Genomic DNA, 22702 nt, shown 5'->3' with positions numbered 1-22702 from the left:
GCACCGAAGATCGGCTGACATGCATTGTTGGATGTATCCGTGACTACCCTTCTGCTGGCCCTCTGGCCCCTGTTCGCGCTGATCGTTGCTGGCTATTTCCTGCGTCTGCGCGCCTTTCCCAGCGAGGAATTCTGGCCAGGCGCCGAACGCATCAACTACTTCGTCCTCTTTCCTGCCCTGCTGTTCAGCAGCCTGGCCACCGCACCGCTGGACAACCCTGCGCTGCCGCAGCTGGCTGGCGCGGTGATGCTCGGCCTTGGCCTGGCCTGGATTGCCTTGCTGGTAATGAAGCGACTGCGCGGCTGGCCTGCCGGCCGCTTCGGCGCCATCACCCAGGGCACGCTGCGCTTCAATACCTACCTGGGCCTGGCGGCTGTCGGCAGCCTGTTCGGCAAGGAAGGCCTGGCGTTGGCCGCACTGATGCTGGCCCTGATGGTGCCGACAGTGAACGTCATGTCGGTCTGGGCGCTGACCGCCGAGCGTGGTGTCAGCGTGCGCGGCCTGCTGCTGCCCATCGCCAAGAACCCGCTGATTCTCGCCTGCGTCGCCGGTGCGTTGGTGAACCTGTCAGGGCTGGGCTTGCCGGGCGGCACCGACCGACTGCTAAGCCTGCTGGCCGCCGCCAGCCTGCCGTTGGGCCTGCTCTGCGTCGGCGCGGCACTGAAACCGCAGGAATTGAGTGGTGAAATTCCGGCGCTAGGCTGGAACAGCGCCGCGCGCCTACTGATCGTGCCGCTGCTGGCCTATGGCGTGGCGCGGGTACTCGGCCTGCCGGAAATGGAGACGACCATCCTGGTGCTGTTCTTCGCCCTGCCCACCGCCCCGACCGCCTATGTGCTGACTCGCCAGCTCGGCGGCGACAGCCATCTGATGGCCGGCATCATCACCCTGCAGACGCTGCTCGCCGCGGCCAGCCTGCCGCTGGTGCTGACGTTGCTGAATGGCTGATCAGCGCGCGACCTGACCGCGCAAGAGACGCAGCAGCATCAGCGCCATACCGACGCCCAATGCGCCGAGCACCAGCAGCGGACCGAGATAACCGAGAGCATCCTGCAGCCAACCGAGCAGCAGGTGCAGCCACTCCGTGAGCAACGAGGCCTCGACTGCCACGTAGCCGCCCTGCTCCCAGATCTGATAGGCGGCATGCAGGGGAATCAACGTCAGCGGCAGCAGGATCAGGCACAGCCAGTAGCCGCTACGCCGGTACGCGCCCAACAGCCCCCATGGCAGGTAGGCGGCCCGAATCAGCTGGAAAAAGCAGACGATGTAATAAACCACCAGCAGCAGAGCGAAACCGCTGGCCACGGAGGGCGCGATCCAGAGCTCACGCAACGCCGCGGTACTGATGGTCAGGCTGAGCAGGCCCCATAGCAGAAGGAAGAAAGTTCTCATCGCAAGTCCCGGTGTCGGCTTTAGGCGAAAGCGCATCGGAACAGAATTCCGACCACCATACGCACAACCGCTTCACGAAACAGGCGGCGATGAGCAGCGAACGTGCCGGCTTCGAGCAGCCGCGCACGGTTCAGAACAGGCTGAGCTGATCGCCTTTAGGCTCATCTGGCTTCGCCGCCGGCAATGCCTCGACAGGCCTGACCGGCACGCAGGGAAGCGCCAGTCGCTCGGCCAAACCCGCGGCGCGCTCGGCGCGAGTATTGACTGCCTCGGCCAGACGCGCCGGCAGTGCCCAGATCTCCACCTTGCGTTTGGCGCGGGTGATACCGGTATAGAACAGCGAGCGCGTCAGCAGCGGGCTGGGTTGCTCGGGCAGCGCCAGCAGCACTTCGGCGAATTCCGAGCCCTGGCTTTTGTGCACGGTCATGGCGAAGGCACTGTCATGGCTCGGCAGACGCGCCGGGGCGAAGCCGCGGTAACCCTCGTCGCCCTCGAAGAACACCCGCAGTCCCTGCTCGGTTTTTAGACAAAGGCCGATATCGCCGTTGAACAGACCGAGGGCGTAATCGTTCTGCCGGACCATCACCGCGCGGCCGGGATACCAGCGTTCGCGCGCCGGCACGCTGAGGCGACGCTTGAAGCGGGCTTCCAGCGCCTCGTTGATGCCGGTGACGCCAAAGGCGCCTTCGCGCTGGGCGGTCAGCGCGCGGAAACCGTTGAAGGCCTCGAATGCGGCGGACGGATTGGCCTGGCGTGCGGCCTGCAGGTAAGGTGCGTAACCCTGTTCCAGCCTCTCAATCAACGCGGTCGGGCTGGGCATTGCGTTCCAGGCGAGGTCTGCACGGCCTTCCTGCAGCAATGCGACGGTGCCCTTGGCATCGCCAGCGTTGATCCGCCGCGCCAGTTCGCCGATACCGCTATCGCCGGCGAAGCGGTGGCTGTGGGTGAGCAGCACCACCGCATCGCCGAGGCGCGAGCGCGGCGTCTCGACCGGTACGTTCTGCCCGGTGAGGCGTTGCAGATCGGCGGCGGCTTGGCTATCGAAACCGCGCCCTTCGCAGAGTTCGGCGAACACCGCGCCGGCTTCCACGGCGGCCAGCTGGTCCTTGTCGCCGAGCAGGATCAGCCGTGCCTTCGGTGGCAGCGCAGCGACCAGCTTGGCCATCAGCGCCAGATCGACCATCGATGCTTCGTCGACGACCAGTACGTCCAGCGCCAGCGGGTTGGCTGCATCATGGCGCACCTTGGGGCTGTCGCCGCGGCTGCCGAGCAGCCGATGCAGGGTACGCGCCTCGTCCGGCAGGGCCTCCTTCACCGCATCGCTGACCGGCAGCTCGGCCTTGGCGTTGCGAATCGCTTCGGCCATGCGCGCCGCCGCCTTGCCGGTGGGCGCCGCGAGGCCGATGGCAAGGCGTTCGTCGCCAGGCTGTTCCAGCAATGCCGCCAGCAACCGCACCACGGTGGTGGTCTTGCCGGTGCCGGGACCGCCGGAGATCACCGCCAGGCGCCGGCGTACCGCCTGGGCCGCGGCCAACCGTTGCCAGTCAGGGCTTTGCTGATTGAAGGCGAACAAGCGCGCCAGGCTGTCGCTCAGCTGAGCCTCGTCGACATCGGGTGCGTCCGCTGCACGAGCCAGCAGCTGCTCAGCCAGTTGTTGCTCGTAAGCCTGGTACCGGGCGAGGTAGAGCCGCTCTCCGACCAGAATCAGCGGTGCGTAATCCCCCGGCGCACCGATCAGCGCTGAGGCTTCCAGCTGCGCTCGCCAGGTCGCAAGCGGCGGCAGGTTGAAATCCTGATCCGGCCATGGCCGCTTGCCGGCTAACCGACCCAGCGGCAGGCAGACATCGCCGGAGGACAGGGCTTCACAGCACAGCGCGGCGGCGAGCAGCACCGGCTCGGACGCATGCGGGTCGAGGCGCTGCAGGCTGGCGACGAAGGCGCGCTCCAGTGGGCCGAGGGGCAGATCGGCAAGGGTCATATGTCGCTCCTGAAATGCATGAAGGCGCCGCTAAGCCCACATCCGCGGTCAAGACCGCTAAACCGCGTCATCAACGCCCCTCCTCGAACAACCGATCCAGCGCATCGAGCAACGCATCGTCCGGCCGGGCGAAATACACTCCGGCCTCCGGCATGCCGCGCAGGAACAGGTAGAAGGCACCGCCCAGCTGCTCGTCGCGGAAATCCGCCAGGCGCTGGCGCAGGAAGCGCCGCAGGGCGACCAGATAGATCAGGTATTGCAGGTAGTAGTGCTCGCCGGCCAGGGCCTGCAGCAGCCGCTCGCCGCCGTAGTAGCTGGCATCCGGACCTAGCCAGTTGGATTTGTAGTCGGCGATATACCAGCGGCCGTTGTGCTCGAAGGTCAGGTCGATAAAGCCTTTGAGAAAGCCCTTTAGGCTGTCGAACTCGAGCCGCGCTGCGGCCTCGCGCAGCGGTGCGGCCAGCCCGTTGGCCGGGTCGGTCAGCAAGGCGCGCAGGCGCACCACGTCCAGATCCCGCACCGGGAAGGTGAAGCCCAGTTCCGGCAGGCGTCTGGCCGACTGCAACGCGGCGAGGGTCAGGCCAGTGCCATCCATATCGGTTTCCAGCACCTTTTGCAGATGCGCCGTGGCGATCTCCTGCCACTCCAGCGGCAGCCCGTAGGCTTGCAGCGCAGGTTCGACCAGCGCATCCAGCTCGCCTTTGCCGCGCGCCCAATCTTCGAGGATCGCGTGCAGGCAAGTACCGGCGCGGGCGCCACGGGGGAACGCGAAGAAGCCGCTGCCCGGCTCGCCGGCATCGGGAATGGCCAGGGCGTCGCGGTCCGGCGCTTCCATGTGCATGCCGGCGGCCAGTCCGGAGAAGCTGCCGATGCGCCAGGCGCTGTGCAGGCTGCGATTGAGCTGCGACAGCTGCTCTGGTGCGGTCGCTCGGCCCGGTCCCTGAGCGCTGGCTTCGCGCGGTTCCAGCGGCAGACAGGCCATATGGCCGTTGCTACCCTGCACCAGTCGCTCGATGGCCAGGCGCAGGCTGCCGCCGTTGAAGTCAGCCAGGTAGTTGCCCAGCTCGCTCAGCGGTTGTTCACCTGGGAGTTCACGCCCATGCAGCAGCCAGGCCAGGGCACTGCTGTGCAGGCCCTCATCGGCCAGGCTGCCGTCCTTCTTCGGTTTGCACAGATTGACCGGCCCCCAATGCAGCCAGAGCCGGTCACGGGCGCGGGTCAGCGCGACATAGGCCAGGCGCAGCTGCTCGGCGAAGACTTCCTGGCGCGCGCGCTCTAGGTTGTCCTCCAGCTCGCCGCTGCCAAGATCCAGCAGCGGCTGACCGTCGGCGTCGTGGCAACGGGCGCTGTCGCGGTTCTTGCCGAGCAGCTTGCCGTCCCAGAGGAAGGGACAGAACACCAGCGGATATTCCAGGCCCTTGCTGGTGTGGATGGTGACGATCTGCACCCGCTCGGCATCGCTTTCCAGGCGCAGCAAGGCTTCCTCACCCGCGCCTTCGCTGCCGCGCTGGGCATTGAACCAGGCCAGCAGCGGTTCCAACCCCGGCCGCAGCAGGCTTTCGGCTTGCAACAGTTCACCGAGGTGAAGCAGGTTGGTCAGCCGGCGTTCGCCATCGACCCGCGCCAGCAGCCGTTCGGCCACCGCCTGCTCGTCGAGCCAGGCACGGAACACGCGCATGAAACCCTGTTGCTGCCAGAGCTGGTGATAGCGCTCGGCGGCCTCGCGTTCGGCGTCCCACTGCTGCTGATCGTCCTGGCAGCGGGCAAGGTCGGCGGCGCTGCGGCCCAGCAGGCGCGTGGCCAGCGCATAGCGCAGCAAGCCTTCGCGGCCGGGTTCGGCGTAGGCGGCGAGCACCGCGGCCAGCTCAGCCGCGTCTTCGCTGCGCCAGACGCTGTCGCGCCCACGGCGCACGCTGGACACACCGCGTGCGGCCAGTTCATCGGCGATCATCCCGGCCTGGCGGTGGTTGGCCACCAGCACGGCGATATCGCCACCCTTGAGCGGTGTGAACTCGCCGTCCTTGTCGAAACCAGCACGTCCTTCGGCGGCGCCTGCCAGTTGCAGGGCGATACGCCGTGCGGTGTCGCTCGCCGCCAGCTGTGCAGCTTCGCCCTTCCCAAGCGGATCGTCGCCAAACCAGACCAGCGACAGCGGCGCCGCCTCGCCCTCTTCCAGCAGACGCAGCTTGGCCCGCGGCTTGTCGGCGGCGCCCACCGGCGGGTAGCGCAGGTCAGGTTGGGCGAACGGCTGCGGATGGTCGAACAGCTGGTTCAGCGCGGCGATCAGCTCGGGGGTCGAACGGTAATTGGTCGGCAGGTTGAACGGCTCGCGATCAGCCTGTTGCTTGGCGGTCATGTAAGTCGCCAAATCTGCGCCGCGGAAGGCGTAGATCGCCTGTTTGGGATCGCCGACGAAACACAGCGACGCCTCGCTGGCCTTGGCATAGATGCGGTTGAAGATGGCGTACTGGATCGGATCGGTATCCTGGAACTCGTCGATCAGCGCCAGCGGGTAGGTGGCGCGCAACGAGGCCGCCAGGTCTTCGCCGACCGGACCTTGCAGCGCTTGATCCAGACGATTGAGCAAATCATCGAAGGCCAATAGCCGCTGCGCCGCCTTGCGCTCCGGCAGCTCGCGGTTGAGCCGTTCCAGCAGCGCCACCTGCAGGGCGATCAGCCGTTGCTTGCCGGCCGGCAGCGCCTCGGCGACCTGATCGGCCAGCTCGTCCAGTGCATGGGCCAGCTCGCAGACCGGCGCGTCATGGCCCTTCTTGCACGCTTTGGTCAGCGCGCGGACACCGAACTTGGCGGCACCCTCGGGCAGGTCGAACATCACCGCCGGATCGGCGAAATAGGCATCCAAATCCATCTGCCAGGGCGCAAATTTGATGCTTTTGTGGGTGCTCTGGCTGAGTCCTCCATGGGCCAGCAGCTCGGCGACCCAGGCGCTGCCAGCTCTCTTCCACAAATCGGCGGCGCGCTGCCAGGCGGCTTCTACCGGGCGCAGATCAGCGGCGACCGGCGCACCCTGCGGCTCGACCCGCAGATAGGGCTTGCCCAGGTGACTGCGCAAGCGCTGACGTAACCACACCGGCGTGATCCGGCTCTTCGCCAGAAAGCGCGCCCAAGCCGGGTCGGCATCAGCCAATTCGCTGCGCCAGGCGTCGGCGAGCAGCGCGTCGATGATCTCGCGGTCATCGGCGGTCAGCTCGCTGTCGAAATCGCCACCGGCCTCGAAGGCGGCATCCTGCAGGGCGCGCTGGCAGAAGCCGTGGATGGTGAAGATCGCAGCCTCGTCGAAGCCATGCACGGCCAGCAACAGCCGGCGGCGCGAGGGTTCATCCGGGTAGCGCGCATGCAGGCGGTTGAGGAAGTCATCGGTGCTCGGCGTGCCGTCATAAACCGCCAGCAGATCGGCCAGGCGCGCGCGGATGCGTTCGCGCAGCTCGGCGGTGGCAGCGGTGGTGTAGGTGACCACCAAAATCTGCCCCACCGACAACTGCCGCTCCAGCAGCAGACGCGCATACAGCGCGGTGAGCGTCCAGGTCTTGCCGGTGCCGGCGCTGGCTTCGATCAGCGAGCGGCCGTCGAAGGGCGAATCGAGCAGGTCGAGTTTCATGCTTCCTCCTCGTCTTCAGCCAGAGCATCGAGCGCAGGGCCGATCAATTCCTGCGCCAAGGTTTCGAAACGCTGGTCCAGCGGATCGCGGTCGCGGAAGGCCAGCATGTTCCAGGGGTCTTCGGCTTCGGCGGCGATGGGGCTGAACTCGGCGCCGAGCCAGGCTTCACGGGCGCGTTTACGTGCGCAGTCGAGCGGTTCGCTGCCGCGGCTCGGCTTGCGATAACCCTTGGCGAAGGCATGGCTGCTGCGTGGCAGCAACGGCAGCGGTTCACGAATCGCACAGCGATAGGCCTCAAGCCAGGGTTCGAGCAGCTCGGCGGCATTCGCCAGCGGCCCCAGTTGCCAGTCACCGGCGGGCGACAGCATCAGGCTGTGGCGCTCGATGCCGGGCGTGGCGGAGAGGTTGAGCAGCAGATGGCGCAGCCAGAATGGTGGCAGGTCCCATTCGCCGAGGCGGCCGAGCTTCCAGCCAAACAGCCCGGCCGGGGTTACGCCGTCCAGCCAGCCATGCACGCGCACGCCGGCCAGGGTGATGTCCACCGGCAGCGGCTCGGGCACCGCGTCCGGGCGCAGTTCGAATAGCCGCGGCGCAAAGGCACGCACCGGGCCGCGCAACTTGCCCCACAGCGCCTGGCCCAGTTCACCGGTGGGCAGCCAGCCGGCGGCACAGGCCATGCGCCGTTCGTCTTCATCGCTCCAGCCGTGCTCCATGGCCTGCAGCGACAGGCGCCGCAGGCCGTTCCAGGCCGGCATCTCCAGATCGAACGGCTCATCACTGGCGAGCGATTCCTGATCGTCAGCGAGGCGCAAACCGAGACGCTGCTCCAGCAGGAAGCGCGCCGGATGGCGGAAGCACTGCAACAGCTGCGACGGCTCGATGGTCAGCCAGGCCTCGTCGGGCTCTGCGAGCAGGCTGGCGAACGGCTGCGGCTGGGTCTGCGGTGGCTCGGCCAGACGCCCGGCGGCGCGAAACCAGGGCGAAGAGAAACCGGCGCAGAGCCCGTCGCCGAAATTGCGTGGCGAGAAGGGCTGCAATGGATGGGCAACGAGGATCTGCTGACTGACCGGCTTCGTGCCATCGGCCAGCACCGCCGTCATGTCGACCGCTTCCAGCACTTCGCTGAGCAGCACCGAAGGCGGCAGCACGGCGTTGTCGCGCGGGTCGCGGCCGACATAGGACAGGTACAGCGCCTCGCGCGCCGAAAGCAGGGTTTCCAGCAGCAGGTAGCGATCGTCCAGGCGCCGCGCACGGTCGCCACGGCGCGGATGCCGGCCAATCAGGTCGAAGCCCGACGGCGGCGTGCGCCGCGGGAAGGCGCCATCGTCCAGGCCAAGCAGGCAAACCACGCGGAACGGCAGACTGCGCATCGGCACCATGGTGCAGAAGGTCACCGCACCGGTGAGAAAACCCGAGGCGCCGCCGCCCTGCTGCAAGGCGGCGCTGAGCTGCTGGTGCACCAGTTCCAGTTCGATGGGCCGCGTCAGGTCGGCGGCCTGGGCCTGATCGCGCAACGCCGCGCAGGCCTGGGACAACAAGAGCAGCGTGTCGCCGGCTTCGCGCTCGTCGAACAGGGTGTCGATCAGGATTTGCAGGTCATCGGCCCACTCGGCCAACGGACGCGGCCGCGCCAGCTGATCGGCCAAGACGCCGAGGCGTTCGACGAACTCCACCAGCCGCCCGAGCAACTGCCCGCGCGCGCCTTCCAGTGCGTCCAGCGGCCAGTGCTCGCCGAGCAGTGGCGCGTGGTCGCCAGCCAGTTGCGGCGGCGCGGCAAAGCCCAGCAGCAGGCGGTCCAGCCCCTGACGCCAGGTAAAGGCTGACTCGTCCGGCAGGCCGAGACGGGCCCGCTGGCTGCCGTCACGGCCCCAACGCACGCCGGCTTCGCGTAGCCAGTCGCGCAGCAGCGGCAGGTCTTCGCTTTCGATCCCGGCGCGCCGGGCAATGGCCGGCTGCTCCAGCCAGGCGAGGACTTCCTCGGCGGTGAAACGGCTCTGCGCCAGCATCAGCAGTTCGAGGAAGGCCTCGATCAGCGGCATTTCGGCGCGCAGGCTGCGGTCGGCGAGGCTGTAGGGAATCCGCGGACTGCCCTCGCGCGGGGCGAACACGGCTTCGATGAAGGGCGCGTAACGCTCGATATCGGGGGTCAGCACCACCACCTGATCGGGCGTCAGCGCCGGGTTGGCGGCGAAACGCGCCAGCAGCTGGTCATGCAGGATCTCTACCTCGCGCAGCGGCGAATGGGCGATATGCACTTCCAGCGAACGGTCATCCTCGGCCAGCGTGATGCGCTCATCCGGCAGGCGGGTGCGCAGGCGCAGGATGTCGTTCTGCAGCGCGTGCAGCAGGCTGTCATCGCGCAGGTCTTCGTCTTCGGAATACAGGCCGAATTCCTGGCTGCCTTCGCTGGCGGTCAGGCTGAACAAGGAATCGAAGAAATCGCGGCCCTGCTTGCCGAGACTGGCCAGCAGCGGATGACCCACGTCGAGATACCAATCGTCAGCCCCACTCTCGGGCTGGCGCGCCAGCTCGCGGATATCGCGAATCTCGCCCCAGGCCTCGCGGCTGGGGTTGAGTGCGCAGACCACTACGTCGATATGCCGCGCCAGGCCGTCGAGCACGCGCAGATGGTGCGGCGGCAGGCTACTGATGCCGAACACCAGCAAGCGCTCGGGCAGACCGGGCAAGGGTTCGTCGCTGTAGAGCCCCTGTAGCAGATCGCCGAGCAGCCGTGCGCGGTGCGGGTGGCCGTCCTTGGTCAGTTCGCGCCAGAGCAGCGCCTGCCAGGCTTCGTCCGGGCCGAGATCGAAGGTTTCGCCACGTTCCCAGGCCGCCAGCCAGTCGTCGCGATAGAGCAGATACTGGTCAAAGACGTCGGCGATCTTCGCCGCCAGCGACAGCCGCCGGCGCTCATCGCCGCCGTCGAGGTACTGCGCCAGACGCGGCGCCAGCTCGAGATTGGCCGGCTCGCAAAGCCAGCCATAGAGGCGCCAGGTCAGGGTCGTCGGGGAGAACGCCGATTGCTCCGGCAGGCTGCCCAGTACGGTGCGGCTGAGGTCCCAGACGAACTTGGCCGGCAGCTGAATCTCCAGCTGCATGGCAATGCCCTGCTTGCGCGCCAGCTCAAGCGTCAGCCAGCGCCCCATGCCCTGGCTCGGTACCACCACCAGCGCCGGAGCGAAGGGATCGGCGAGTGGCTGGGCGAGCAGGCGCGTGGCCAGTTCGCCGAGGGTTTCCAGATCGGGAGCGTGGTAGAGGCTGAGCATGGGCGCACCGCGTGAACAGAAGTCGCTAGGTTACAGCCCGCCCCGAACTGGAGCGAGCCGGCGATTTCAGCTTGCACCCGCCATGCGACAACTCGTGTCGCGGCGAATCTCCTCCTTTCGCCCTGCCCTTTTGCTTCTCTCGACCAATATCAATTGCGCCGCGGCTGCCTAGCATGGGGCTACGGGGCGACCGCTACGTCGCCCGCCATCAGGTCAGGAGTCGTTCATGAACCGGAACCGCAAGAAGCTGCTCGCCCTTTCTCTATCTGCCACGCTGGGCGCCGTGCCGCTGCTGCTGCACGCACAGGAGCCAGCCCAGCAGCGGACGCTCGGCTCGGTGGAGCGCAGCCACGCCAGCCAGGCACGCGCCCTGCTCGACAGCGCCGTGTTGACCTTCCAGGCCAAGGGCCCGGAGCAGGCACTGGCCGCCTTCAACGACCGCAACGGCGAATTCGTTCACGGCCAGTACTACATCTTCGTGCTCGGCGAGGACGGCACCATGCAGGCCAGCAGCGGCCCTTCCGCCAGCTTGGTCGGACTGAACGTCGCTGAGCTCAAGGATGCCGCCGGCAAATCGTTCATGCGCGAAATTCTCGACAAGTCGGCCAAGCAGGACAGCGGCGAGGTCGAGTACCAGTGGCTCAACCCCGCCGACAACAAGGTCGAGAACAAGCTCAGCCAGTTCCGCAAGGTCGGCGACCACGTGCTCTGCGTCGGCTATTACATTCCGCGCGCCACCGCCGAGCATGCCAAGGCGCTGCTCGAGCGCGCCGTGCAGCAGGTCAAGGACAAGGGCGCCGAGGCAGCCTTCCGCAACTTCAACGATCCGCGTGGCGGCTTCGTCTTCAACGACGAGTACGTCTTCGTCATCGGTCTGGACGACGGTCGCTATCGCGCCAGCGGCAGCTCGCCGAACCTGGTGGGGGTCGATGTGCGCAACGTCAATGATGCCGCCGGCAAGCCGCTGTTCAAGGAAATGATCGAGCTGGCCCGCAAGCAGGGCTCCGGCAGCGTCGACTACGTCTGGCGCAATCCGGCGACCAACGCGGTCGAGCAGAAGCACACGCTGATCCAGCGGGTCGACGACGTGCTGCTGGGCGTGGGCTACTACACCCGCCCCTGAGGGCACTCGCAGGGTTTGTGACGGTTCGGTGAACGGGGCCGGCGGGCCAGGGTCAATCGAGTATCCCCGGTGAAGATCTGCGTCCTTGTGACGCAGACTTTCGTCGTTGCTGCTCGATGAGGCAGGAGCCCGACCGATGCTGACCCTGTTGCACCTGTTGTCGTCCATCGCCCTGCTGGTCTGGGGTACGCATATCGTGCGTACCGGGATCATGCGGGTGTATGGCTCGCACCTGCGACGGGCGCTCGGCCAGAGCATGGGCAATGCGCCGCTGGCCTTCGGCGCCGGCATCGGTGTTACGGCGCTGGTGCAGAGCAGCAACGCCACCGCGCTGCTGGCCATCTCCTTCGTTGCCCAAGGCCTGATGGCGCTGCCCACTGCGCTGGCGATCATGCTCGGCGCGGATGTCGGCACCGCGCTGATGGCTCGTGTGCTGACCCTCGATCTTTCCTGGCTGTCGCCGCTGCTGACGCTGCTCGGCGTCTGCCTGTTTCTCTCGCGCAAACAGAGCCGCATCGGTCAGCTCGGTCGCGTGCTGATCGGCCTTGGCCTGATCATTCTCGCCCTGCAGTTGATCGTGCAAGCCGCCGAGCCGATCACCGAGGCGCGCGGCATGCAGGTGCTGTTCTCCTCGCTGGCCGGCGACACCCTGCTCGCGGTGCTGGTGGGTGCGCTGTTCGCCGTGCTGTCGTATTCCAGCCTGGCCGCGGTGCTGCTGACCTCGACGCTGGCCGGTGCCGGCCTGATCAGCCTGCCCGTGGCGCTCGGTCTGGTGATCGGCGCCAACATTGGCAGCGGCCTGCTCGCCTGGTTCAACGCCAGCCTGCAGCCGGCCACGGCGCGCCGCGTAGCGCTGGGCAATCTGCTGTACAAGCTGGCTGGGCTCATCGTGCTGCCCTTTCTCGTCCCGCTGGTGGCCTGGATGGACGGCCTGGGCTACAGCGCCCAGACCCAGGTGATCGGCTTCCATCTGGTCTACAACAGCCTGCGCTGCCTGATCCTGCTACCCACCGTGCAGCCGATGAGCCGGCTATGCGAATACCTGCTACCGGAGCGCGCGCTGGATAACGGCGTGGCGCAGCCGCGACACCTCGACCTCGCGGCGCTGGAAACCCCAAGCCTGGCGCTGGCCAACGCGGTCCGCGAAACCCTGCGCATCGGCGATATGGTGGAATTGATGCTGGCGCGCCTGCTGGAGGTGCTGCGCGACGATCGGCCTGAGCCCGGCGAGGAGATCCGCCGCCTGGACGACGATGTCGATGCGCTCTACAGCGGGGTCAAGCTCTACCTGGCGCAGATGCCCCGCGAAGACCTGGCCGAGCAGGAGGGCCGGCGCTGGGCGGAGATCATCGAGCTGGCGATCAACCTAGAGCAGGCCGGCGACATCATCGAGCACATGGCGAGCAAGGTGCAGAACCTCAAGACCGCCAAGCGCCGCTCGTTCTCCGATAGCGGGCTGGAAGAGCTTGGCCAGCTGCACGGCCAGCTCACCACCAACCTGCAACTAGGGTTGTCGGTGTTCATCTCCGGCGATTCCCACAGCGCGCGGCAGCTGTTGCAGCAGAAGCGGCAGTTCCGCAAGCTGGAGCGCGAGCTGGCGCATTCCCACGTGCAGCGCCTGCACCGGCAGGTGGTGGAAAGCATCGAGACCAGCGCCGCACACCTGGAGCTGATCGCCGACATGAAGCGCCTGAACTCGCTGTTCTGCAGCGCGGCCTATCCGGCGCTGGAAGGCACGGGCGGTAGCAAGCCACGCGTCTCGACAGACAATCCACGCCATGTCACTGCCAACGAGCAGCATCTGCCGGGCAAGCCGGCCTAACGCGGCGGGCTTCGCCGCTGCCACGCCCGGAACAACGGCTCGGCGAGGAACATCACCAGAAACAGCCTGAGTACCTGCACCGCGGTGACCAGCGCCACCGACAGCTGAAGGGCTTCGGCGGTCAGGCACAGCTCGGTGATGCCGCCGGGCATCATGCCGAGCATCAGCGACACCTCGTCCAGCGCCGTCAGCCAACCCAGCGCGCCGCCCAGCGCGGCAGCGACCAGCATGGCCAGCAGGGTGAACAGTAGGATGCGCAACAGGAAGGCCGGCGCACTGCGAAAGAACGGCCGATCGAAATGGCAGGCCAGCGAACAGCCGATCAGCCACTGGCCGAGCGCGCCGGCCCAGCCCGGCAGGCCGATATGCAGGTCGAACGCCACACTGGCCAGCGCGCAGGCGGTCAACGGACCGAGCATCCAGGGGTTGGGCTGGCCGAGACGCTTCCAGAGCAGCGCCAGCAGACCGCCGGCCGGCAGCAGCACGGCTAGCCAGGGCCAGCTCACCGGGGCCGCAGGCGGTGCCGCGATCGTCGGCAGGCCCCAGGTGAACAGCGCCGGCACGATCAGCACCACCAGCAGCAGGCGCAGGCTGTGCGCCGCTGCCACGCTGGCCGCCTCGGCCCGGTGCCGGTTGGCCAGCACCACCATCTCGCTGGCGCCACCCGGCATGCTGGCGAAGAACGCGGTGGCACGGTCGCTGCCGCTGCGCAGCAGGATGAAGATGCCAATCAGCCCCAGCAGCAGGGTGCCGACAGCGCCGGCGAGGATCACGCCGAAGTGCGCCAGCACCTCGCGCATCACCTCACCGGTGAAATGCAGGCCGATGGCGCTGGCGACGATCCACTGCCCCACCTGCCGGCCGCGCGGCACCTCGCTCACCAGCCAGCCGCTGCAGCGCACGGCGATCACCGCCAGCAGCGAGCCGACCATCCACGGCAACGGCCAGTTGGCCAGGCTCGCCAGCCAGCCGCCGAACGCACCGATCAGCGGCGTCGCCCACCAGGCCGGCAGCCGCTGGTGCATATCAGGCCTGTGCCTCGACCGCGTTACCGCGACGACGCTTGAGGTACCAGCGCAGCCCCGGCATGGCCAGCATCGCCACGGTCAGCCCCCACAGTGCCAGGGTGATCGGGCTGCCGTAGAGAATGCCCAGCTCGCCGTTGGAGATCGACAGCGCGCGGCGCAGGTTGTCTTCCATCATCTCGCCGAGGACGAAGCCGAGAATCAGCGCCGAGAGCGGGAAGTCCAGCTTGCGCAAGAGGTAGCCGAACACGCCGAGGCCGACCATCAGCACCAGATCGAACACCGTGCTATGCACCGAATACACGCCGACCATGCTGATCACCGTGATCGTCGGTACCAGCACCCAGTTCGGCACGCTGAGCATGCGCGAGAACAGGCCGACCAGCGGAATGTTCATGATCAAGAGGATCACGTTGCCGATGAACAGCGAGGCGATCAGGCCCCAGACCACGTCCGGCTGCTGTTCGAACAGCAGCGGGCCGGGGGTGATGTTGTACAGCGTCAGCGCGCCGATCATCACCGCAGTGGTGCCAGAACCCGGCACGCCGAGGGTCAGCATGGGGATCAGCGAACCGCAGGCCGAGGCGTTGTTGGCCGCTTCCGGTGCCGCCAGGCCGCGCAGGTCGCCGTCGCCGAAGCTGCCCTTGTCACCGGCCATGCGCTTCTCGCTCATGTAGGTCATGGCGCTGGCAATGGTCGCCCCGGCGCCCGGCAGGGTGCCGATGACGAAGCCGGCCACGGCGCTGCGCACCATGGTCCAGAAGGTGAGGCAGAACTCCTTGAAGTTGAACAGCAGCCGGCCGCTGGCCTTGACCGCCTTCTGCCCACTGTGGGTCTTTTCCAGCATCAAGAGGATCTCGCTGACGCTGAAGAAGCCGATCACCACGATGACGAACTGGATGCCGTCGGACAGGCTGACGCTGCCGAAGGTGAAGCGGTACACGCCGGTGGTTGAATCGACACCGACGGTGGCCAGGGCCAGGCCCATCAGCGCGGCCATCAGGGTCTTCACCGGCTTGTCGCCGACCATGCCGCCGAGGCAGGCGATGGCGAAGATCATCAGCACGAAGTATTCCGCCGGGCCGAAGGCCACCGCCCACTTGGCCAGCAACGGGGCGAACAGCACCACGCCGCAGGTGGCGATGATGCTGCCGACGAACGAACTGACCGCCGACAGCGACAGGGCGATGCCCGCCTTGCCCTGGCGCGCCAGCGGGTAGCCGTCGAGGGTGGTCATTACCGCCGCGGCGTCACCGGGAACGTTGAGCAGGATGGCGGAGATGCGGCCGCCGTACTCGCAGCCCAGGTACACCGCAGCGAGCAGGATCAGCGCAGTTTCCGGCGGCAGGCCGAGGGCGAAGGCCAGCGGCAGCAGCAGTGCCACGCCGTTGATCGGGCCGAGGCCCGGCAAGAGGCCGACGATGGTGCCGACGAAGGTACCGAACAGCGCCACCAGCAGGTTGGTCGGCCGGGTGGCGACGTCGAAGCCCTGCATCAAGAAATTCAGTGTTTCCATTTCAGCTCTCCAGCAGACGCAGCAGGCCAAGCGGCAGCGGCACGTCCAGCAGGTAATCGAACAGCCCGTAGAGCAGCACGCCAAGCAGCGCGCCGCTGATCAGGCTGGGCCACAGGCGACCGTTGAACAGCAGGCCAAGGGCGAAGCCGGCCAGGGCAGTGCTGATGACGAAACCGAGGATTTCGAACAGCAGCGCATAGGTCAGCAGCGCCAGCACGCAGAGCACCGCCCGCTGGGCCTTGGCACGATCGAACGCCGGCGTCGGCTCGCCGTGCGGCTTGATCAGCAACCACAGCGCGCCGCAAAACATCAGAAACAGCAGCAGCAGCGGATAGGCGCGCGGCCCGACCGGGTCGTAGGCGAAGGGCGCCTCGAAGCCCCAGGCGAGCAGGGCGAGGCCGGCGCAGGCGAGCAGCCACACCGCGGCGAAGACACGTACGTACATGACGGGATACCTCAGGGATTCGGCAACCCGGCAGCTGCCGGGCCAGCCGTACGACCCGCGGGCGCGGGCCGGTTTGCGTTACTTGACCAGACCGAACTCGCCGGCCAGTGCCTTGTAGTCCTGCACCTGCTTCTCGACGAAGGCTTTCAGCTCATCGCCGGTCATCGACAGCGGGAACAGGTCGCGCTGCTCGCGCAGCTTGGCGAAGTCCTCGTCACCAAGCAGCGTGTCGAACTGGCTCTTCCACCAGTTGAAGTCGTCGTCGGAGACTTCCGGGCCCATGTAGAAGCCGCGAATCACCGGCCAGCTGATGTCGTAGCCCTGCTCCTTGGCGGTGGGAATGCCGTTCAGCTTGCCCGGCAGGCGCTCGTCGGAGAGCACGGCGAGGATGCGGATCTTGCCGGCGTCGAGCTGCGGGGTGACTTCGCCGAGGCCGCTGGAGGTGACCTGCACATGGCCGCCGAGCATGGCGGTGAGCGTCTCGCCTCCGCCCTCGAAGGCGACATAGCGCAGCTTCTGCGGATCGACCCCGGCGGCGCGGGCGATCAGTGCGGTCTGCATCCAGTCCTGCCCACCGATGGTGGCGCCGGCGCCGAACACCACGCTGCCCGGGTCCTTCTTCACCGCGGCGATGAGGTCGTCGAGGTTCTGGTAAGGCGCATCGGCACGCACCGAGATCGCGCCGTAGTCGGTGCCGACCGCGGCCAGCCAGCGCACGGCGGTTTCGTCATAGCGACCGAACTTGCCTTGCGCGAGGTTGAGCAGCGAGCCGCTGGAAAAGGCGGTGATGGTCCCCGCCTCCGCTGCACGCTGGGCGACCACGGCGTTGTAGGCCACCGCACCGACGCCGCCGGGCATGTAGGTGACGCGCATCGGCGCCTTGAGCAGGCCGCCGTCCTTCAGACCGCTCTGCGCCAGCTTGCAGGTCAGGTCGAAACCGCCGCCGGGCTTGGCCGGGGCGATGCACTCGGGGCGCTTGGGTTCGGCCAGCAGCTGGCTGGAGAGCAGCAGGCAGGACGACAGCAGGGCGATACGGCTGAGTCTGGTTTTCATGGGTGGGTCCTCTGTTCTTATTGTGGTCCGGGTTTACCAGATCGGCAGGCTGTAGCTGACGATCAGACGGTTCTCGTCGGCATCGCGGGCGAAATCGGAGCGGAACATGGCGTTGCGCATGCGCACCGCGACGTTTTTCAGCGGGCCGCTCTGCACCACGTACTTCAGCTCGATGTCGCGTTCCCACTCGCTGCCGTTGCTGCCGCCGTTGTATTCGGCGTTGTCGCCGGAAACGTAACGGGTCAGGAAGGTCAGGCCGGGGATGCCCATGGCGGCGAAGTTGTAGTCGTAACGGGCCTGCCAGGAGCGCTCGTCGGCATTGGCGAAGTCGTTGATCTGCACGAAGTTGACCAGGAACGGATCGCTGCCATCGATGTAGGCATAGCCGGTGTCGCCGCGCATCTGCTGGTAGCCGAGGCTGACCTTGTGCCCGCCGAGGCTGTAACCCAGCATGCCGTTCCAGGCCTGGTTGTCGATCTTGCCGGCATTGGCCGCGCCGCTATCGTCGCTGAGCATCACGCGCAGGTCGGCGCTCAGCGCGGAGTTGTCGGTCAGCGGCTTGACCGCCAGCAGGCCGAAGAAATGCTGGCGGTACACGTCATCCAGCTCGCCGTAGTAGTAGCGGCCGGTGAGGTTCTTGTTGAAGGCGTATTCGGCACCGGCAAAGGTCAGGTGATCGGCCTCGGCAGCGCCAGCGAAGCGGCTGTTCTTGTTGTTCAGCTGCAAGTCCTGGGAGTTGGTCGAGGCGCGGTCGATGACCTTGTCCAGGCGCCCGCCGATCAGCGTCAGGCCTTCGATGTCCTTGGAGGTGGCGGTGCCGCCTTCGAACACCTGCGGCAGCGTGCGGCTGTCGCTGGCCTTGACCACCGGCATCTCCGGGATGTGCGAGCCATAGCGCAGCTCGGTCTCGGCGATCTTGGCCTTGGCGGTCAGGCCCAGGCGGCTGAACTCGTCCGGGGTGCCGCCGTCGTCCTGCACGGGCAAGAGGTCAGTGCCGGCGCGGCCACCGCCGGAATCCAGCTTGATGCCGAGCATGCCCATGGCATCGAGGCCAACGCCGACGGTGCCTTCGGTGAAGCCGGACTGCACGTCGAGGATGAAGCCCTGGGTCCACTCTTCGCGCTTGGACTGGGCGGTGCCTTCGCGGAAATCGCGGTTCAGGTAGATGTTGTGGGTCTGCAGGGTTGCACTGCTGTCTTCGATGAACGCGGCCTGGGCGCAAGGCGCCAGCGAGGCGGCGGCAACGGCGAGAGCGAGACGAGCAGGAGCGGGTGAGCGTCTGACGGCAGTCAGCATCGGGGTATCTCCACTATTGTTTTTGTTGTGACGGCGCATGCGCCGCGCGAGGTGGATCGAGCCACCTGTAAGCGATCCTATGGGGTCAAGCTTTCGCCAGCCTTTCAGCGTCGAAAGCCTGCGGCGACTCTTGCCGTCTGCCGCTACACTGGCGCCCCGTCGCAATGGCAGAGGACAGGCAATGCGGATTCTTCTGGTCGAGGATCACCCCCAGCTGGCCGCGAGCGTGGCGCAGGCGCTGCGTGGCGCCGGCTGGACTGTGGACCTGTTGCACGATGGCATCGCCGCCGACCTGGCGCTGGCCAGCGAGGACTATGCGCTGGCGATTCTCGACGTCGGGCTGCCGCGGCTGGATGGCTTCCAGGTGCTGGCGCGCCTGCGCGGGCGCGGCAAGACGCTGCCGGTGCTGATGCTCACCGCACGCGGCGAGGTCAGCGACCGCGTGCACGGCCTCAATCTCGGTGCCGACGATTACCTTGCCAAGCCGTTCGAGCTGTCCGAGCTGGAGGCGCGGGTCAAGGCGCTGCTGCGACGCAGCGTCGGCGGCGGCGAGCGCCAGCAGCGTTGCGGTGTGTTGGTCTACGACCTGGATGCGCGGCGCTTCAGCCTGGCCGACGAGCCGTTGACCCTGACCTCCCGCGAACAGAGCGTGCTCGAGGCACTGATCGCCCGTCCTGGCCGGGTGATGAGCAAGGACCAGCTGGCCGCCCAGGTGTTCGGCCTGGACGAGGACGCCAGCGCCGACGCCATCGAGATCTATGTCTACCGCCTGCGCAAGAAGCTAGAAGGCCAGCCGGTGCGCATCGTCACCTTCCGCGGCCTGGGCTACATGCTCGAGGCGCTCGATGGCTGAGCCGGAGGTCGCCGGCAGCCTGCGCGCGCGGCTGTTGCGCCGGCTGGCGATCCTGCTCGCGCTGCTGCTGCTGGTCAGCGGCTGGAGCGCCTACTGGAACGGCCGCGCCGCTGCCGATACCGCCTACGACCGCACCCTGCTCGCCTCTGCCCGAGCCATCGCCGACGGCCTGGTCACTCACGAGGGTGTGCTGCGCGCCAACGTGCCCTACGTGGCGCTCGACACCTTCGCCTATGACAGCGCCGGACGCATCTACTACGGGGTGCTGGACATCCAGGGGCGCCTGGTCAGCGGCTACGAGAACCTGCCCGGCCCTGCCACCGACACCCCGCGCACCGACGATTACCCGGCCCTGGCGCGCTTCTACGATGGCGAATTCCAAGGCCAGGGCGTGCGCCTGGTGAGCCTGCTGCAGCCGGTCAGCGAACCGGAGCTCAACGGCATCGCCGAGATCCGCGTGGCCGAAACCCTCGGCGCCCGCGAACGTATGGCGCGCAGCCTGCTCACGGATACCCTGTGGCGGGTCGGGCTGATGGCCGTCGCCGCGCTGCTGCTGGTATGGCTGGCGGTGAGTGCCGCGCTGCGGCCGCTGGGCCGGCTCAGCGAGGCGGTGCAGGAACGCGCACCGGACGATCTGCGGCCGCTGCCGCTGGTCAGCGTGCAGCGCGAGCTGCGCCCGCTGGTGGTCGCGCTCAACGGCTTCACCGAACGCCTGCGCGGCCAGTTCGAACGCCAGGCACGCTTCATCGCCGACGCCTCCCACGAGCTGCGCACGCCGCTGGCGGCACTCAAGGCGCGCATCGAGCTGGGCCTGCGCGACGCCGATCCCGCCGCCTGGCGCAGCACCCTGGAGGACGCCGGGCAGAGCACCGACAAGGTCATCCACTTGGCCAATCAGCTGCTCTCGCTGGCGCGCATCGAAAGCGGTGCGCAATCCATCGCCGAGGGTGGTGCGCAGCGCCTGGATCTTTCGCAGCTGGCCCGCGAGCTGGGTCTGGCGATGGCGGCGCTGGCGCACAAGCGCGGCGTTGCGCTGGCCCTGGAAGCCGAGGCGCCGGTGTGGATCGACGGCGAGCCGACGCTGATCAGCGAGCTGCTGAGCAACCTGCTGGACAACGCGCTGGCGCATACCTTGAACGGCGGCAACGTGGTGCTGCGGGTGCTCGACGGCGCCGTGCTGGAGGTGGAGGACGACGGCCCTGGCATTCCGGTCGCCGAGCGCGATCGCGTCTTTGCCCGCTTCTATCGCCGCGACACCAGCGGCCATGGCGCCGGCCTGGGGCTGGCCATCGTCGGCGAGATCGTTCGTGCCCATCGGGCCGAGATCAGCCTCGATCAGGGCGCGCTCGGCGGCCTGCTGGTGCGGGTGCGCTTCATACCGGCTGAGAACTGAAGTCCGACCAGGCGTCACTGACGAGGTCATCAGCCAGCACCACCTGATTGCGCCCCTGGTGCTTGGCCTGGTAGAGCGCGGCATCCGCGGCAGCCAGCAATTCATCAGGCGACTCGAGCGGCGTCGCCAGCGTTGCGACGCCAAGGCTGATGGTCAGTGGGACCGGCTGCTCGCCGTGTTGCAGCTGCAAATTTGCGATACCGCAACGAATCAGCTCGGCCAGGGCGACCGCCTGCTGGCGGCCGGCGCCCGGCAGCAACACGACGAACTCCTCGCCGCCATAACGCGCCGCCACATCGCCGGCGCGCTGGCAATGCGCGGCAAGCACTGCCGCGACCTGCCGCAGGCACTCGTCGCCGAACGGATGGCCGTAGCTGTCATTCACCCGCTTGAAGTGGTCGATATCGGCGAGCAATACCGATAGCGGGCTGCCGTTGCGCCGGGCGCGTCGGATCTCCTCCTCCAGCAACCGATCGAAGCGGCGACGGTTTGCCAGCTGGGTCAGCGGGTCGGTGGTGCTCAGGCGCATCAGCTCGGCATTGGCAGCCTCCAGGCCGCACCGGACGTCTTCCAGGGCTCGGGTACGTTCGAAGACCCGCGCTTCCAGTACCTCGTTGGCGTGCAGCTGCAGATCCAACGCCTCCTGCTTGGCCTGCAGATGCAGGGCGCGCTCTTCGGCAAGCGATTCCGAGGCCTGCAGCGCCAGCTGCTGCGCGGCGATACGCCGATTGCGCTCTACGTTAATGCGTTCGGCCAGCGCCATGGACAGCAGCACGAACTCGGTGAACATGCCGATCAGCTGGCCATTCAGCGTCCAGGCATTGAGCGGCAGGGTGCCGTTGAGTGCCAAGAGATTGATCACCGTGAACACCAGCAAGGTGCTCCAGGCGATGCTGAACAGCCGTGCGGACGGGTTGCCGCGCATCCACAGGTTGAGCGTGACCGCCATGGTCACCACGCAATGCAGCAACGCGACGGTTTCCATGAACAGGTAGCGCGCCAGCGTCGGCGCCAGCAGGATGGCCAGGGTGACCAGCCCCCAGTAGCAGGTCAGCGTGATGGACACCGCCCAGACCCAGCCGCCGTAGCGTCGGATGCCGAGAAAGCGCAGGGCGAAGAGCATCGGCGTGAGGAAGCACAGCGCCGCGGAGAGCCCATAGAAACGCGCCGACAGCGCAGGAATTTCCGGCCACAGGTAGAGCTGACCGAAGCCGGTGATGGTCAGCACGTAGAACACGGCGCTCAACAGATAGAGCACGTAGAGAAAATAACTGCGGTCGCGGGTGAAGATCAGCAGGCTGCAGTTGTACAGCACGATCACCAGGATGCCGCCAAAGAACAGGCTGATCAGGGTGACATCGCGCAGCTTGCCCTCGATCAGCTGCTTCTCGTCGATCAGCTCCAGCGGCAGCGCCAGAGTTTCTCTGGCCTGCACCTGCATGTAGACCACCACCAGTTCGTCCGGCGGCAGCTCGAGCGGATAGACGAAGTGATGATCGGCCAGTGGCCGTGCGCTCAGCGCCAGGGCGTCGCCAGCCAGCATGGGAGTGCCCCAGCGACCGCTATCCGGGTAGTGCAGGCGCACCGCGACACGGTCGAGCACCGGCCATTTCAGCAGCAGATACCAGCGCTGGGCGCGATCGGCACGATTGTGCAGGGTGAAGCGCAGCCAGGCGCCGTCGCGCTGCTTGCCGAGATTGGGCTTGCTCAGCAGCTGCCAGTCCCGTTCAGTCGCAGCGATCTCCCTGAAATCCGCCGTGGGCATGCCGAGCAGGTATTGCACCGTGCCGGCCTGCAATGCGGACGCGCCGCGCGTCTGCAGCACCGGCGAGGCGCCAGCGGTCGCCGTACCGGTTGACCAAGGCAACAGCAGTACGCTGACTATCAGCAACAGAAGGAAGCGCATCATCGTTGGCTGCCT

15 protein-coding genes are annotated in these 22702 nt (G+C 67.2%); 5 read left to right on the top strand and 10 right to left on the bottom strand.

Features of this window, described 5'->3' with window-relative positions; translation table 11 throughout:
• Positions 1-39 precede the first annotated feature (39 nt).
• Complete coding sequence (locus tag UIB01_RS01065) at positions 40-948, top strand: AEC family transporter (RefSeq protein WP_038656047.1); 909 nt, start codon at positions 40-42, stop codon at positions 946-948.
• Here the strand turns inward: UIB01_RS01065 and UIB01_RS01060 are convergent, their stop codons facing one another.
• The 4 genes from UIB01_RS01060 to recC all read right to left on the bottom strand — a co-directional run bounded on the left by UIB01_RS01060 (position 949) and on the right by recC (position 10255).
• The gene (locus UIB01_RS01060) at positions 949-1392 is read right to left on the bottom strand and encodes a hypothetical protein (RefSeq protein ID WP_038656045.1); all 444 of its coding nucleotides are present in this window, start codon (positions 1390-1392) and stop codon (positions 949-951) included.
• A gap of 130 nt (positions 1393-1522) precedes the next feature.
• The gene (gene recD, locus UIB01_RS01055; RefSeq protein WP_038656043.1) at positions 1523-3370 is read right to left on the bottom strand and encodes an exodeoxyribonuclease V subunit alpha; all 1848 of its coding nucleotides are present in this window, start codon (positions 3368-3370) and stop codon (positions 1523-1525) included.
• Between the two features lie 70 nt (positions 3371-3440).
• Positions 3441-6989 (bottom strand): exodeoxyribonuclease V subunit beta, encoded by a 3549-nt coding sequence (gene recB, locus UIB01_RS01050; RefSeq protein ID WP_038656041.1) that lies wholly within the window; start codon positions 6987-6989, stop codon positions 3441-3443.
• Positions 6986-10255: an exodeoxyribonuclease V subunit gamma gene (recC, locus tag UIB01_RS01045; RefSeq protein WP_038656040.1), complete on the bottom strand. Its 3270-nt coding sequence runs from the start codon at positions 10253-10255 to the stop codon at positions 6986-6988. The genes recB and recC overlap by 4 nt, the downstream gene beginning before the upstream one ends.
• A 226-nt stretch (positions 10256-10481) precedes the next feature.
• Between recC and UIB01_RS01040 the strand changes: the two genes are divergently transcribed.
• On the top strand, positions 10482-11378 hold the full coding sequence (locus UIB01_RS01040) for a cache domain-containing protein (protein WP_038656038.1): 897 nt from the start codon (positions 10482-10484) through the stop codon (positions 11376-11378).
• A 136-nt stretch (positions 11379-11514) separates the two neighbouring features.
• Positions 11515-13200, top strand: a complete 1686-nt coding sequence (locus UIB01_RS01035; protein WP_038656035.1) for a Na/Pi cotransporter family protein — start codon at positions 11515-11517, stop codon at positions 13198-13200.
• Here the strand turns inward: UIB01_RS01035 and UIB01_RS01030 are convergent.
• The 5 genes from UIB01_RS01030 to UIB01_RS01010 form a co-directional block, all read right to left on the bottom strand.
• The gene (locus tag UIB01_RS01030; protein WP_038656033.1) at positions 13197-14225 is read right to left on the bottom strand and encodes an AbrB family transcriptional regulator; all 1029 of its coding nucleotides are present in this window, start codon (positions 14223-14225) and stop codon (positions 13197-13199) included. The two genes, UIB01_RS01035 and UIB01_RS01030, sit on opposite strands and share 4 nt — an antisense overlap.
• 1 nt (position 14226) lies before the next feature.
• Positions 14227-15741 carry a tripartite tricarboxylate transporter permease gene (locus UIB01_RS01025; RefSeq protein ID WP_038656031.1) on the bottom strand — a complete coding sequence of 505 codons (1515 nt, stop codon included), beginning with the start codon at positions 15739-15741 and terminating at the stop codon, positions 14227-14229.
• A gap of 1 nt (position 15742) precedes the next feature.
• A complete protein-coding gene (locus tag UIB01_RS01020) occupies positions 15743-16186 on the bottom strand; it encodes a tripartite tricarboxylate transporter TctB family protein (RefSeq protein ID WP_015275220.1) in 444 nt (147 codons plus the stop codon).
• A 78-nt stretch (positions 16187-16264) separates the two neighbouring features.
• Entirely contained in the window at positions 16265-17239 is a 975-nt protein-coding gene (locus tag UIB01_RS01015; protein ID WP_038656029.1) for a tripartite tricarboxylate transporter substrate binding protein, read from the bottom strand.
• 33 nt (positions 17240-17272) lie between these two features.
• Positions 17273-18535, bottom strand: coding sequence for an OprD family porin (locus UIB01_RS01010; RefSeq protein ID WP_038656027.1), 1263 nt, complete (start codon positions 18533-18535; stop codon positions 17273-17275).
• A 181-nt stretch (positions 18536-18716) separates the two neighbouring features.
• Here UIB01_RS01010 and tctD point away from each other — a divergent pair, with 181 nt between their 5' ends.
• Entirely contained in the window at positions 18717-19388 is a 672-nt protein-coding gene (gene tctD, locus UIB01_RS01005) for a response regulator (protein ID WP_038656025.1), read from the top strand.
• Entirely contained in the window at positions 19381-20781 is a 1401-nt protein-coding gene (gene tctE / locus UIB01_RS01000; protein WP_038656023.1) for a sensor histidine kinase, read from the top strand. The genes tctD and tctE overlap by 8 nt, the downstream gene beginning before the upstream one ends.
• Here tctE and UIB01_RS00995 read toward each other — a convergent pair.
• Entirely contained in the window at positions 20762-22690 is a 1929-nt protein-coding gene (locus UIB01_RS00995) for a sensor domain-containing diguanylate cyclase (RefSeq protein ID WP_038656021.1), read from the bottom strand. The two genes, tctE and UIB01_RS00995, sit on opposite strands and share 20 nt — an antisense overlap.
• Between the last annotated feature and the right edge of the window lie 12 nt (positions 22691-22702).

Origin of the sequence: Stutzerimonas decontaminans (assembly GCF_000661915.1) — a bacterium.
In the GTDB taxonomy this organism is placed as follows: domain Bacteria; phylum Pseudomonadota; class Gammaproteobacteria; order Pseudomonadales; family Pseudomonadaceae; genus Stutzerimonas; species Stutzerimonas decontaminans.
Note: the sequence above shows the minus strand (reverse complement) of the source record. Positions and strands in the feature narration are given on the sequence as shown.